This window comes from Streptomyces sp. NPDC008150 (assembly GCF_042956945.1).
GTDB lineage: Bacteria > Actinomycetota > Actinomycetes > Streptomycetales > Streptomycetaceae > Streptomyces.
This window is the reverse complement of sequence record NZ_JBIBHJ010000007.1, coordinates 389,250-401,707: the sequence shown is the minus strand read 5'-3', so window position 1 is coordinate 401,707 and position 12,458 is coordinate 389,250. Positions and strand designations below refer to the sequence as shown.

Here is a 12,458-nt window from a genome sequence, read left to right as displayed (position 1 = left end):
TGCTGGGGTGCGCCCGGGGGTGGACCGGGCGAACTCACGCGCTAGACCGGCCGCCGGTGACCCGGCGCCGGGCTGCCGCGTTGCCCGGACATGACCCTCAGCCTTCCGGCGACCGGCCGTCGGCGCCGTGCGTTCGTGCCGGCGCCCACGGATCCGGTACCGCCGTCCCACCAGCACGATCCGCCCATCTACCGCGACCTGCTGCGGATGTGGGCGGACCGGGGCCGGACCCTGCCGGGGCGCCACGACCCGGAGTGGGTCCGGCTCGCGGCGCCCACCGTCGGGCCGGGTTCCTTCAGCGGGTCTCGGGGCCCACGAGCTGACGGGCGATGACCATCCGCTGGATCTGGTTGGTGCCCTCGACGATCTGCAGGACCTTGGCCTCGCGCAGGTAGCGCTCCGCGGGGAAGTCCGCGGTGTAGCCGGAGCCGCCGAGGACCTGGACCGCGTCGACGGTCACGCTCATCGCGGCGTCGGTGCAGTGCAGCTTGGCCATGGCGGCCTGCTTGGTGAACGGCCGGCCCGCGTCGCGCAGCCGGGCCGCCGACAGGTACAGGGCGCGACCGGCCTCGATCCGCGTCGCCATGTCCGCGAGCAGGAACCGCAGCCCCTGGAAATCGGCGACGGGGCGCCCGAACTGCCGCCGCTGCGACGCGTACGCGACCGCCTGGTCGAGCGCCGCCTGGGCGACCCCGACGGCGCACGCGGCGATGCCGAGCCGTCCGCCGTCGAGCGCGGAGAGCGCGATGGCGAACCCCTGGCCCTCCTCCCCCACGCGGCGCGCGTCGGGCACCCGGACGCCGTCGAGGTGGAGCTGCGCGGTCGGGGACCCCTTGAGGCCCATCTTCTTCTCGGGCGGCGCGGCCGTGAGGCCCTCGGCGTCGCCCGGGACGAGGAACGCGGTGATCCCCCGGGCGCCCTCGCCGCCGGTACGGGCCATCACGGTGTAGAAGTCGGCGACGCCGCCGTGGGTGATCCACGCCTTGGTGCCGGTGATCACCCAGTCGTCGCCGTCACGGACCGCGCGGGTGCGCAGCGAGGCGGCGTCGGAGCCCGAGGACGGCTCGGACAGGGCGTACGCGCCCAGTTGTCCGCCGCCGAGCATGCCGGGCAGGAACTCGGCGCGCTGCTCCTTGGAGCCGTGGGCGGCGAGCGCGTAGGAGGCGAGGGTGTGCACGCTCGCGCCGAGACCGACGGTGAGCCGGGCGGTGGCGAGTTCTTCGAGCACCTGGAGGTAGACCTCGTAGGGCTGGTCGCCGCCGCCGTGCTCGGCGTCGTACGGCAGGCCGAGGAGGCCGGAGTTCGAGAGCAGGGTGAAGACCTCGCGCGGGAAACGGCCCGCGTCCTCCTCGACGGACGCCTTCGGGGCGATCTCGTGCCGCGCGATGTCGCGCACCAAAGAGATCAGCTCCCGGGCCTCGTCCGTCGGCAGTTGACGGTCCACCGGCTGCGGGGCGGGGTCGGACATGGCGACGCTCTCCTCCCTGTCGGGCACGTCGGCGGGGGGCCGTCCCGGGATGGGGGGCGGCTGCGCCGGAGTCTCACTGCGACTGGCCGAGCGTCGCACTTCCGGGTTGCGGAAGCTGCTGACCAGCGGCGGTGCGCAGTGAGTATGCCCGATTGGAGGCATCCAGTCACCGGTTAACGACCGCTAATGCGGAAATTGGCCGTCAGCCGTCCCTGCGGGCGGGGGCCGGGGCCGGCCAGGAGGGGTCGAGTTCCTCGATGGCGCGCATGGCGCCGCCGAGCGTCTTCACCAGCAGGTCCCGCACGGTCTCGCGGGGCAGGTCGGGCCGGTCGATCCAGTCGAGGGCGGCGCCCTCGACGCTGCACACCCAGGACAGCAGGCCGAGGCGGGTGAGCGGTGTCACCGTCGTGCGTCCGTACGCGCCCTCGGCGATGGTGGCCACGATCGCGTCGCGCACCCCGTCGCGGATGGCGTGCACCTCGGCGTCGAAGCCGACGCCGCCGCTGACGATGGTGCGGTAGGCGGCCTGGTTGCTCTCGGCGTACCGCAGATAGCTGTCGATCGTGCGCAACACCCGCTCCAGGGAGGGGAGTTCGGGCCCGCTCGCCGCGAGGTCGACCAGTCCGGCGACGGAGTCCTCGACGATCGCCAGGTAATAGCCGCGCTTCGACTGGAAGTAGTAGTAGATCAGTCCCTTGGCGACACCGGCCTGCCGGGCGATGTCGTCCATGGACAACGCGTCGTAGGACGTGTCGGCGAACAACGCCCGCCCGATGGCGATGAGTTCGGCCCGGCGGTTCGGCGACCGCTCGGTGCCGCGCGCGCGGGGGCGGACGGCTTCCCGCTGAGGACTCGTATTCAATTCAGACCCTGGTCTCCAACTGGCGTTAGGACATGCGCAGTATGGCAGAACGGGATCAGTCGTTCGCCGGCCCGCGGCGACCGCCGCGGGCGGTGCGGGCGCCGGGCGCGACGGGACGGATCAGAGCAGGCCGAGCTGGGTGACGAAGAGGGCGACGACCACGACGAGGGTCCAGCCCAGGACGTGCTCGAGGATCTTCGGACCGTCCTCCTCGGGGCCGCCGGTACGGGCGCGGGTGACGGTGGCGGCGGATGCGGGCGCGGCGTGCGCGGTCGCGGCGTGTGCGGTCATGGCGTCTCGCAGAGTTCGGTGGTGCGTCGGACTCCCCCGCGGCTCCCCGGCCGCTTCGTCCACCTTGCCACCGCTCGCGGCGTTTGCGGCGGAGAGCTTGGTCACAGCCCCGCGCGCACGGCGGCGGGGCGGTCCCGGACCATGTCCCGGGGCCGCCCCGCGCCGCCCGTTCCCGCGCTCGTGCGGGCCGTTCAGCGCACGCCGACCGCCGCGAGGGCCTTGCGCTGGTGGGCGGTGGGCTGCGCCGGGAAGTAGAGGTAGCAGACACCGCCCGTGCCGGAGGACACACCGCCGGTGGCGTTGAGCCGCTTGGTCCTCAGCCAGATCGTCTCGAACTCGCGCCGCAGGTAGACGCGCCGCACCGCGGCGTCGTCCGGCGAGGCGGGGTCGTTGGCGATGACGTCGCCGTCCGCGGTGAAGCCGACGACCGTCATCAGGTGGCCGGAGGTGCCGTAACCGGCGCCCGTCAGCTCGGTCTTGAGGAACGACTGGGACGTTATGGCCGGGATGCCCGCCGCGACGAGCGTCTCCAGGTCGTTGAGCGAACCGAGCCGGGTCACCACGCCCTGGAGGTCCCGGAAGGTGGCCGCGTAGGCCGCGTTGAACGGCCAGTTGCCGCAGCCGGTGTACTGGTAGTCGTAGGTGAAGCGTGCCGCGTTGCACACCTGCGGGTCGGCGTACGACGGGTCCACCCAGGCGAGTTGGGCCCTGGTGAGCCGCCCGCCCCAGTACTCGATGATCATCTGGGACGACGTCGGGCTGCACCACGCCTCGCCGCCGTTGTCGTACTCGGGGTACTGGCCGGCGTGGATCTCCTGGGAGAAGCGCGGCACGGTCAGTTCCTGCGCGAGGCCCGGCGCGGAGGCCGGGACGTCGAAGCGGTCGGGGACGTCGGACGCCATCGCGCCGAGCCGCCACACCGTGGGGGTGAGCCGGGTGCCGGGCCGGCGGTACAGCGTGAGCCGCAGCCGGTACGAGACCAGGCGCAGGCCGGTCGAGGCGTCGTCGACGGAGAAGGTGTCCGTCCAGATCGAGCTCTTGCCGTCGCTCTGGTCGTCCACCGAGGTGCGCTTGATGTCCTGGTCGCCGGAGGCCCAGCGGCCCATGACGTACCAGGGGGTCTCGGTGCCGTCCGAGTAGCGGCCGCGCAGTTCGACCTGGATCCAGGTGCCCGCCGGGGTGTGGGCGTTCCACGACGCGATCGCCTCGGTCGCGGGGACCGAGGAGCGGTGCGCGGGGGACGTCCAGGTCGCGTACTCCCAGGCGGCGGTGGTCCCGGTGTGCGGGTCCGTGTAGTCCGTGGTGCCGACGGGGGCACCGATCACGACGCCCGGCCGGGGGCCGGCGACGGCGCGGGCGCCCGCGAGGGCGCCGGTGCGCCAGTCCGCGTAGGTGGTCCAGGCGCGGTTGTCGACCTGGCGGGCGGCCGGGCCGCCCCCTCGTCCGGCGCCGGCGACGGAGTCGGCGGTCCCGGTGCTGTCGGCGATCGCGGGTCCCGCGCTTCCGGCCATGGCGACGGCGACCGCCGCGGTCAGGACGGTTCTGCGGGAGGGTTGTTCGGCTCTGCTCATGGGCGCAAGACCCCCAGGTGTACGAGTCGAGACTGGTCGGATGCTCAGTTGTGCGCCAACTATGACCGCAGGTGGCCGGTCCTGCCAGCACTTCCGTCCATGCCGCGCACACCAATATTGGTATCGACCACTGGTGCGGCCTCCGGTTACCCGGCCGACCCGGGACGGACACACGGCGGCCGTGCCTACGATGGGAGCCGACGGAGGCACTTCCCCTTTGTCCCCTCTCCCCCGACAGGCACAGGACGACGGCATGCACGATCTCGCCCGGCGGCTGCGCCGCCTGCCGCCCTCCTGCGGGCCCGTCCGGCTGGTCGGCGTCGACGGGCACGCGGGTTCGGGGAAGTCCACGTTCGCCGCGCGGCTGGCCGGGGCCCTCGGCGGCGCCCCGGTGCTGCGCCTCGACGACGTCGCAACGCACGACGAACTCTTCGACTGGACCGGGCGGTTGCTGTCCGGCGTGGTCGAGCCGCTCTCCCGCGGGACGAGCGCCTCCTACTCCCCCTACGACTGGCGCACCCGCCGCCCCGGCGCCGTCGTCCGGACGCTGCCGCCCGCACCGGTCGTCCTCGTCGAGGGCGTCGGCGTCGGCCGCCGCGCGCTGCGCCCGCACCTGGCGCTGCTGCTGTGGATGGACCTGCCGTACGAGGAGTCCTGGGCGCGGGGCCGCGCGCGGGACGGCGCGGAGCAGCGGGAGTTCTGGGACGGATGGACGGCGGCGGAACGCCGGCACTTCGCGGCGGACCCCTCGCGGCCGTTCGCCGACGCCCTGGTGCGGCAGATTCCCGGGGGATACGAGGTGCTGCCGGGGCCGGGGGCAACTGCCCACGGGTGCACCGGAGTCACGGAGGGTGACGACTCGTCCGCACTGCGGTGACCCCTCGCCGGAGCCCGCATGAGAACTTCCTTGACCGCCCCGACGTGTCTTGACCGGGGGGACGTACAGGTCCTACGTTCTCAATGTGCGGCCGAACGAGGCCGCCCGCAGTCACGAAGCCCCCGATTGTTCCCCCGTGATCGGGGGCTTCGTTCTGCCCCCGGCACCGTCCGCGCGGACCCTCCGAGCCACGATCCGCTCACCCTCGGTCACCGGCTGTGGTGCGCCCCCTCTGCTCCCGCCCCCTCGATCGGGACCCGCCGCACCCTACGGCGGGCGACGTCCCCGCAGGTACGATGCCCTCGGTGCGAACGTCGGACGACCGCTTCGCGCACCGGCAACTCCGGTCCGCGGCCCAGCGGTTCGGCCGAGACAGTCGAGGGCGGCACCCCTGGCCGGCACCGGGGGCACCGTCCGTGGGGGGACGTGATGGACTTCGGCACGCAGGGGTTCGATGCCCCGGCCGACCTCGCCTGGCTGCGGGGCGTGGACGCGTACACCATGGGCGCCTATCCGCAGGCGGAGGAGGAGTTCCGCACCGCGGTGCGGATCGACCCCGGCATGGCGGACGCCTGGCTCGGCCTGCACGCGCTGCGCGTCGACACGACGACCGCGCTGCTGCGGATGTTCCGCTACCGCGACCGCTTCGGCGAGCAGCGCGCCCGGCACCGCCGCACCCTCAACTCCTGGTACTGGCTGGGCTGGTGGGTACAGCCCGTGCTGGAGAGCCGGCGCGACCTGCTGCTCGCGCACGCCTCGCACTGGCTGGACGGCAGGCACGTGCCGGAACTGGACCGGGCGCTGGCCGGGCTGCCGCCCGTGGACACCGACCCGCAGGTGCGCTTCCTGCACGCCTGCCGCGCCTACCTGATCAAGGACTGGGAGCATCTGGTCCGGCACACCGACCCGTTGATCGACGACGCGATGCTCGGCATCGAGGCGGGCCTGTTCGGCGGCATGGCCCGGGTCCGCCTGGAGATGTTCGGGCACGCGGAACCGCTGCTGTCGTCGGCGCTGATGCGCTGCCGCAGCGAGCAGCCGCAGCGCAAGGAACTGCGCTACTGGCTGGCCCGCGCCCACGAGGGCACCGGCCGCAGCGCGGCGGCGATGCCGCTGTACCGCGCGGTGCACCGCGTCGACCCGGCGTTCATGGACACCGCGGCCCGGCTCGCCGCGATCACCGACGGGGACGGCTTCGACGACGCGGCGGGCCTCGCGGCCGTCACCCTGCCGGGGCTGGGGCAGGACACCCTGAACGGCCCCGAGGGGGCCGACGGCTTCGACCCGTTCCCCGTGCCCGAGGGCCGCGACCTGCGGCTGCCCGAGCCCGAACCGCCCGTCGGCGGCCCGGTGCCGTCGGGCGTCGACCCGGCCGTGCGGGCGCGGACGGCGGCGCCCGCGCCGTTACCGCCCACCGGACCGACCGATCCGTCGCTGCTGGAGGAGGCGCTCGCCGAGCTGGAGCGCATGGTGGGGCTGGAGCCGGTGAAACGGCAGGTCAAGGCGTTGTCTGCGCAGCTCAACATGGCCCGGCTGCGGGCGGGGCAGGGGCTGCCGGTGCAGCCGCCGAAACGGCACTTCGTCTTCTCGGGGCCGTCCGGCACCGGCAAGACCACCGTCGCCCGCATCCTCGGACGCGTGTTCTACGCCCTCGGCCTGCTCGGCGGCGACCACCTGGTCGAGGCGCAGCGCGCCGACCTGGTGGGCGAGTACCTGGGGCAGACGGCGGTGAAGGCCAACGAGCTGATCGACTCGGCGATCGGCGGCGTCCTCTTCGTGGACGAGGCGTACGCGCTCTCCAACTCCGGCTACGGCAAGGGCGACGCGTACGGCGACGAGGCGTTGCAGGTGCTGCTCAAGCGTGCCGAGGACAACCGCGACCACCTGGTGGTGATCCTGGCCGGCTACCCGGAGGGGATGGACCGGCTGCTGGCCGCCAACCCCGGGCTGTCGTCCCGGTTCACGTCCCGCGTCGACTTCCCCTCGTACCGCCCGCTCGAACTGACCGCGATCGGCGAGGTGCTGGCGGCGGAGAACGGGGACGTCTGGGACGCGGAGGCGCTGGACGAGCTGCGCTCGATAGCCGGGCACGTCGTCGACCAGGCGTGGATCGACGAGCTGGGCAACGGCCGGTTCCTGCGCACCCTGTACGAGAAGAGCTGCGCGTACCGGGACCTCCGGCTGTCCGGCATCCCCGGCACGCTCTCGCGCGACGACCTGTCCACGCTGCGCCTGCCGGACCTGATGCAGGCGTACGGCGAGGTCCTGTCCGGCCGGGCCCCGCAGGACCCCACGGCACTGTGAGGCGGGCGGGCCGCCGAGCCCCCGGGAGGAGACGCCCCGCGCCCCGGCCCGCTCGCACGGCGTGCGCGCGGCGGGGGCCGGTCGGTCCCCGCCGCGCGTGCGTCAGCTCGCCAGTGCCTCCTCCGCGCGGTCGCCCGTACGGGTGTCCCCGGCGCGGTCCCCGGACCGCGGCACGGTGACCTCGCGGCCGGACGCCGGGGCGGCGGACGGCTCCGGCGCGTCGCGGTGCGCCGGGTCGGTGACCTCGCCGACCAGCAGTTCCAGGACGTCCTCCAGCGCGACGAGACCCACCACGCGGCCGGACGCGTCGGCGACCTGGGCGAGGTGGCCGGCGGCGCGGCGCATCACGGTGAGCGCGTCGTCGAGCGGGAGGTCGGAGCCGAGCGTCGTCATGGGCCGCCAGACCTGCTGCGGCACCGCCCGTTCGGACTCCTCCAGATCGAGGACGTCCTTGACGTGCAGATAGCCCATGAAGGCGCCGTTCTGCGCGGCGACGGGGAAGCGCGAGTAGCCGGTCCGGGCGGTCAGGGCGACGATCTGCCCGGGGGTGACCGACGGGTCGACGGTCACCAGCGAGTCCCGCGTCAGCAGCACGTCGGTGACCGGGCGGGAGCCCAACTCCAGGGCGTCCTCCAGGCGTTCGGCCTCCTCGGGGTCGAGCAGGCCGGCCTGTCCGGAGTCCTCGACCAGCCGGTTGAGCTGCTCGCTGGTGAAGACCGCCTCGACCTCGTCCTTTGGCTCGACGCGGAAGAGTTTCAGGATGCCCGCGGCGCACGCCCCGAGGGCGACGGTCACCGGCCGGCACACCCGCGCGAACGCGACGAGGCCGGGGCCGAGCCACAGCGCGGCCTTCTCCGGGGCGGCCATCGCGAGGTTCTTCGGGACCATCTCGCCGACGACGAGGTGGAAGAAGACGACCCCCGCCAGGGCGATGACGTACCCGAGCGGGTGGATGACGCCCTCCGGCAGCCCCGCCCACGCGAAGACGGGCTCCAGCAGGTGCGCCACCGTCGGTTCGGCGACCGCGCCCAGGGTCAGCGAGCACACCGTGATGCCGAACTGCGCGGCGGCCATCATCTGCGGCAGCCGCTCCAGCCCTTCGAGGACCCGGCGCGAGCGCGCCGTGCCGAGGGGTTCGATCTGACTGCGCCGTACGGAGACCATGGCGAACTCGGCGCCGACGAAGAAGCCGTTGACGAGGACGAGCACGGCCGCGAGGGCCAGTTGGAGCACGCTCATCGGACGGCCTCCCGGACGGACGTGACGGGTGCGGCGGGAGCTGTGGCCGGCACGGTGCGGACCAGGCGGACCCGTTCCGCGCGGTAGTGGCCGACCTGGCGCACGGTCAGCCGCCAGCCCGGGAGTTCGGCCCGGTCGCCGGGGACCGGGATGCGGCCGAGGAGGTCGGCGACCAGGCCGGCGACCGTCTCGTAGGGGCCCTCGGGGACCTCCAGGCCGATGCGCAGGAGGGTGTCGACGCGGCAGCCGCCGTCGACGTCCCACGCGGGCCTGCCGTCCTCCGGCGGGGCCGCGGCCAGTTCGGGCAGGTCGTGGCCGTCGTGCTCGTCGCGGACCTCGCCGACGAGCTCCTCGACGATGTCCTCCAGGGTCACCACGCCGGCCGTGCCGCCGTACTCGTCGACGACGACCGCGATGGGCTGCTCGCTGCGCAGCCGCGCGAGCAGCGGTCGCACGGGCAGCGTCTCGGGGACGAGCACCGGGGGCTTGGCGATCCGGGTGACCGGGGTGCGCAGCCGGTCGTGGGCGGGCACGGCGAGGGCGTCCTTGAGGTGGACCATGCCGACGATCTCGTCGATCTTCTCCCGGTACACGGGGAAGCGGGAGAGACCGGTGGCACGGGTGAGGTTGACCACGTCCTCGGCGGTCGCCGACGACTGGAGCGCGCTGACCCGCACGCGCGGGGTCATGACGTGCTGGGCGGTGAGTTCACCGAGGGACAGGGTCCGCACGAACAGGTCGGCGGTGTCCTGCTCCAGGGTTCCGGCCTGCGCCGAGTGCCGTGCCAGGGACACGAGTTCACCGGGGGTGCGGGCCGAGGCCAGTTCGTCGGCGGGCTCGACGCCCAGCGCGCGGACCAGCCGGTTGGCGACGGTGTTGAGCGCCGCGATCACCGGGCGGAACAGCCTGGCGAACAGGTGCTGCGGGCCGGCCACGAACCGCGCGACCTGCAACGGCCGCGACACCGCCCAGTTCTTGGGGACGAGTTCGCCGACGACCATCTGTCCGGCGGACGCCAGCAGCATGCCGGAGACCACGGCGACGCCGGAGACGGCACCGTCGGGGACGCCGACCGCCGTGAACGGGCCGTGCAGCAGGGTCGCCAGCGCCGGTTCGGCGAGCATGCCGACGACGAGTGAGGTGATGGTGATGCCGAGCTGGGTGCCGGAGAGCTGGAAGGAGAGTTCCTTCAGCGACTCCACGACGGTACGGGCCCGTCGGTCGCCCTCGGCGGCGGCCTTCTCGGCCTCCGCCCGCTCGACCGTGACGAGCCCGAACTCGGCCGCCACGAAGAACCCGTTGGCGAGAATCAGCAGGAGTGCCGCTCCGAGGAGCAGCAAGGGGGTGGTCATGATGCCGCCGCCTCCGTGGGGCCGCAGGTGCGGCCGACGTCAGGTGGGGAGGGGGCGGCGCAGGTACTGCAGGACGATCCGTCCATCGCCGGAGGGAGTCACTCCTCGGATAGCAGGAGCCCCTGGGCTCCGGATGGGACTCAGGGGCGGGGCGCAGCGAAACGCCTCCGCCACCAGATTAATCAAGACCCGGGCCACTGGGGCAGGGTGGACTGCTCCAAGTCGGTCCGGCGCCCCGGTGGGGAGGCCGTTCCGGAGGGCGTTCTACACGCCGTCTCCCGGTGCTGCCGTGCGGGTCTCGGCGAGCGCGCGCAGGGCGCGGGCGTCGGCGACGGCGCGCTGCCGGGCGATGCCGGGCTGGATGCCGAGGGCGGCCAGGCTGGTGCCGTCGCTGAGGTCGAGGAAGACCCAGGGGTCGCCGGGGCGCAGGTTGACCCGGAGGATCTCCGCCCAGGCCAGCCGGCGCCGGCCGGCGATGTTGACGACGGTGACACCGGCCTCGTCGGCGACGACCTTGGGGCGGGCGAGCAGCGCGGCCACGGCGAACAGCAGCGCGCCGGTGAACACGAAGCTGACGCGCTCACCGGGGCTCAGCTCTTCGAGCAGCATCGCGACCGCGGTGATGACCACGAAGATCGCGAGTCCCGCCGAGAGCAGGACGCCGCGGGTGCGGCCGGGCCGGAAGGTGACGGGCAGTGCCGGCGGCGCTTCGGGCGCGGGCCGGGCGGACGGCTGGTCGGACATGGCTCGCGGCACCTCAGAGCCGGCAGGCGTGGATGGCGGTGGTGAGGATGGCGCGGGCGCCGATCTCGTAGAGGTCGTCCATGATCCGCTGGGCCTCCTTGGTGGGGACCATCGCGCGGACGGCGACCCAGCCCTCGTTGTGCAGCGGGGAGACCGTCGGGGACTCCAGGCCGGGGGTGAGGGCGACGGCCTTCTCCAGCTGCTCGACGCGGCAGTCGTAGTCCATCATCACGTACGTGCGGGCGACCAGGACGCCCTGGAGGCGGCGCAGGAACTGCTCGACCTTGGGCTCGTCGGCCTCGGCGCCGGTACGGCGGATGACGACGGCCTCGGACTTCATGATCGGCTCGCCGAACACTTCGAGGCCCGCGTTGCGCAGGGAGGTGCCGGTCTCGACGACGTCGGCGATGACCTCGGCCACACCGAGCTCGATGGCGGTCTCGACGGCGCCGTCGAGGTGGACCACGGAGGCGTCGATGCCGTTGTCGGCGAGGTGCTTGGCGACGATTCCCTCGTACGAGGTGGCGACCGTCCTGCCGGTGAGGCCGGTGACGGAGTCGACCGTGCCGGGCTTGCCGGCGAAGCGGAAGGTGGAGCGGGCGAAGCCGAGCGGGAGGATCTCCTCGGCGTTCGCGGAGGAGTCGATCAGCAGGTCGCGGCCGGTGATGCCGATGTCGAGGCGGCCGGAGGAGACGTAGATCGCGATGTCGCGGGGGCGGAGGTAGAAGAACTCGACCTCGTTGACCGGGTCGACGATCCGCAGTTCCTTGGCCTCGCGGCGCTGCTGGTAGCCGGCCTCATGCAGCATGTCCGCCGCAGGCCCGGAGAGGGAACCCTTGTTGGGGACGGCGATGCGCAGCATGAGGTCGGCTTCCTTCGTTCGGTGGTGCTGGGCGTACGGGTTCGGGCGCGCGGGGGCGCCGGGGTGGTGCGCTGTGCGGGAGGGGTCGGCTCAGAGATGGGCGTAGACGTCGTCGAGCGAGATGCCGCGGGCGACCATCATCACCTGGACGTGGTACAGCAGCTGCGAGATCTCCTCCGCAGCCGCCTCCTTGCCCTCGTGCTCGGCCGCCATCCACACCTCGGCGGCCTCCTCGACGACCTTCTTGCCGATGGCATGGACCCCCTTGCCGACCAGTTCCGCGGTGCGGGAGGAGGCGGGGTCGCCGTGGGCTGCCTTGTGCTGGAGCTCGGTGAAGAGCTCCTCGAACGTCTTGTTGGCCATGGTGCTCCCAGCCTACGCGCTTCCGGCGGTGTCTCAGCGCCAGGGTTCGGACACCGAGCGCAGCGTGGCCGCCGTCGCGACGGCGGCTGTCACCGCCTCGTGGCCCTTGTCCTCGGCGGAGCCGGGCAGTCCGGCGCGGTCGAGCGCCTGCTGCTCGTCGTCGGTGGTGAGGACGCCGAAGCCGATCGGGACGCCGGTGTCGACGGAGACCTGGGTCAGGCCCTGCGTGACGCCCTGGCAGACGTACTCGAAGTGCGGGGTGCCGCCGCGGATGACGACTCCGAGGGCGACGATCGCGTCGTAGCCGCGGCCGGCCAGCACCTTGGCCACGACCGGGAGTTCGAAGCTGCCGGGGACCCGCAGCAGGGTGGGCTCGTCGATGCCGAGCTCGCTCAGGGCGCGCAGCGCGCCGTCGACCAGACCGTCCATCACCTTTTCGTGCCACTGCGCCGCGACGACGGCGACCCGCAGGTCACCGCAGTTGCGGACGGACAGTTCCGGTGCACCCTTGCCGCTCACGTACGT

The 12,458-nt window shown here is 73.2% G+C and carries 13 protein-coding genes; 3 read left to right on the top strand and 10 right to left on the bottom strand.

Going from position 1 to position 12,458, the window contains the following annotated elements; translation table 11 throughout:
* The first annotated feature begins 90 nt into the window (after positions 1-90).
* A complete protein-coding gene (locus ACFZA0_RS20255; RefSeq protein WP_391018560.1) occupies positions 91-333 on the top strand; it encodes a hypothetical protein in 243 nt (80 codons plus the stop codon).
* On the opposite strand, the gene ACFZA0_RS20250 is transcribed toward ACFZA0_RS20255, so the two are convergent.
* From ACFZA0_RS20250 to ACFZA0_RS20235, 4 genes are all read right to left on the bottom strand, one after another.
* On the bottom strand, positions 296-1,468 hold the full coding sequence (locus ACFZA0_RS20250) for an acyl-CoA dehydrogenase family protein (protein WP_391018557.1): 1,173 nt from the start codon (positions 1,466-1,468) through the stop codon (positions 296-298). The genes ACFZA0_RS20255 and ACFZA0_RS20250 overlap by 38 nt on opposite strands.
* A 202-nt stretch (positions 1,469-1,670) precedes the next feature.
* Positions 1,671-2,330 carry a TetR family transcriptional regulator gene (locus ACFZA0_RS20245; protein WP_391018554.1) on the bottom strand — a complete coding sequence of 220 codons (660 nt, stop codon included), beginning with the start codon at positions 2,328-2,330 and terminating at the stop codon, positions 1,671-1,673.
* Positions 2,331-2,450: 120 nt separating this feature from the next.
* Positions 2,451-2,621, bottom strand: coding sequence for an SCO1431 family membrane protein (locus tag ACFZA0_RS20240; RefSeq protein ID WP_391018551.1), 171 nt, complete (start codon positions 2,619-2,621; stop codon positions 2,451-2,453).
* A gap of 191 nt (positions 2,622-2,812) precedes the next feature.
* Entirely contained in the window at positions 2,813-4,192 is a 1,380-nt protein-coding gene (locus ACFZA0_RS20235; RefSeq protein ID WP_391018548.1) for a C39 family peptidase, read from the bottom strand.
* Between the two features lie 253 nt (positions 4,193-4,445).
* Here ACFZA0_RS20235 and ACFZA0_RS20230 point away from each other — a divergent pair, with 253 nt between their 5' ends.
* Together ACFZA0_RS20230 and ACFZA0_RS20225 are read left to right on the top strand one after the other, a co-directional pair.
* Positions 4,446-5,069: a uridine kinase gene (locus ACFZA0_RS20230; RefSeq protein ID WP_391018542.1), complete on the top strand. Its 624-nt coding sequence runs from the start codon at positions 4,446-4,448 to the stop codon at positions 5,067-5,069.
* Between the two features lie 429 nt (positions 5,070-5,498).
* Positions 5,499-7,373, top strand: coding sequence for an AAA family ATPase (locus ACFZA0_RS20225; RefSeq protein ID WP_391018539.1), 1,875 nt, complete (start codon positions 5,499-5,501; stop codon positions 7,371-7,373).
* A gap of 102 nt (positions 7,374-7,475) precedes the next feature.
* On the opposite strand, the gene ACFZA0_RS20220 is transcribed toward ACFZA0_RS20225, so the two are convergent.
* The 6 genes from ACFZA0_RS20220 to ribH form a co-directional block, all read right to left on the bottom strand.
* On the bottom strand, positions 7,476-8,612 hold the full coding sequence (locus tag ACFZA0_RS20220) for a CNNM domain-containing protein (protein WP_391018536.1): 1,137 nt from the start codon (positions 8,610-8,612) through the stop codon (positions 7,476-7,478).
* Positions 8,609-9,964 carry a CNNM domain-containing protein gene (locus tag ACFZA0_RS20215; RefSeq protein ID WP_391018534.1) on the bottom strand — a complete coding sequence of 452 codons (1,356 nt, stop codon included), beginning with the start codon at positions 9,962-9,964 and terminating at the stop codon, positions 8,609-8,611. Before ACFZA0_RS20215 ends, ACFZA0_RS20220 begins: the two co-directional genes overlap by 4 nt.
* Positions 9,965-10,228: 264 nt before the next feature.
* On the bottom strand, positions 10,229-10,708 hold the full coding sequence (locus ACFZA0_RS20210) for a PH domain-containing protein (RefSeq protein WP_391018531.1): 480 nt from the start codon (positions 10,706-10,708) through the stop codon (positions 10,229-10,231).
* A 13-nt stretch (positions 10,709-10,721) separates the two neighbouring features.
* Positions 10,722-11,570 (bottom strand): ATP phosphoribosyltransferase, encoded by an 849-nt coding sequence (gene hisG / locus ACFZA0_RS20205; protein ID WP_391018529.1) that lies wholly within the window; start codon positions 11,568-11,570, stop codon positions 10,722-10,724.
* A 90-nt stretch (positions 11,571-11,660) separates the two neighbouring features.
* Positions 11,661-11,933 (bottom strand): phosphoribosyl-ATP diphosphatase, encoded by a 273-nt coding sequence (locus tag ACFZA0_RS20200; RefSeq protein ID WP_391018525.1) that lies wholly within the window; start codon positions 11,931-11,933, stop codon positions 11,661-11,663.
* A 33-nt stretch (positions 11,934-11,966) separates the two neighbouring features.
* Positions 11,967-12,452, bottom strand: a complete 486-nt coding sequence (gene ribH, locus ACFZA0_RS20195; RefSeq protein ID WP_391018522.1) for a 6,7-dimethyl-8-ribityllumazine synthase — start codon at positions 12,450-12,452, stop codon at positions 11,967-11,969.
* Positions 12,453-12,458 lie beyond the last annotated feature (6 nt).

Excerpts from the sequence above, each read along its gene's own strand:
- ACFZA0_RS20220 (WP_391018536.1), bottom strand. The coding sequence starts at position 8,612 with ATGAGCGTGCTCCAACTGGCCCTCGCGGCCGTGCTCGTCCTCGTCAAC.
- ACFZA0_RS20210 (WP_391018531.1), bottom strand. The coding sequence starts at position 10,708 with ATGTCCGACCAGCCGTCCGCCCGGCCCGCGCCCGAAGCGCCGCCGGCA.
- ACFZA0_RS20250 (WP_391018557.1), bottom strand. The coding sequence starts at position 1,468 with ATGTCCGACCCCGCCCCGCAGCCGGTGGACCGTCAACTGCCGACGGAC.
- ACFZA0_RS20235 (WP_391018548.1), bottom strand. The coding sequence starts at position 4,192 with ATGAGCAGAGCCGAACAACCCTCCCGCAGAACCGTCCTGACCGCGGCG.
- ACFZA0_RS20215 (WP_391018534.1), bottom strand. The coding sequence starts at position 9,964 with ATGACCACCCCCTTGCTGCTCCTCGGAGCGGCACTCCTGCTGATTCTC.
- ACFZA0_RS20230 (WP_391018542.1), top strand. The coding sequence starts at position 4,446 with ATGCACGATCTCGCCCGGCGGCTGCGCCGCCTGCCGCCCTCCTGCGGG.
- ACFZA0_RS20200 (WP_391018525.1), bottom strand. The coding sequence starts at position 11,933 with ATGGCCAACAAGACGTTCGAGGAGCTCTTCACCGAGCTCCAGCACAAG.
- ACFZA0_RS20225 (WP_391018539.1), top strand. The coding sequence starts at position 5,499 with ATGGACTTCGGCACGCAGGGGTTCGATGCCCCGGCCGACCTCGCCTGG.
- hisG (WP_391018529.1), bottom strand. The coding sequence starts at position 11,570 with ATGCTGCGCATCGCCGTCCCCAACAAGGGTTCCCTCTCCGGGCCTGCG.
- ACFZA0_RS20240 (WP_391018551.1), bottom strand. The coding sequence starts at position 2,621 with ATGACCGCACACGCCGCGACCGCGCACGCCGCGCCCGCATCCGCCGCC.
- ACFZA0_RS20255 (WP_391018560.1), top strand. The coding sequence starts at position 91 with ATGACCCTCAGCCTTCCGGCGACCGGCCGTCGGCGCCGTGCGTTCGTG.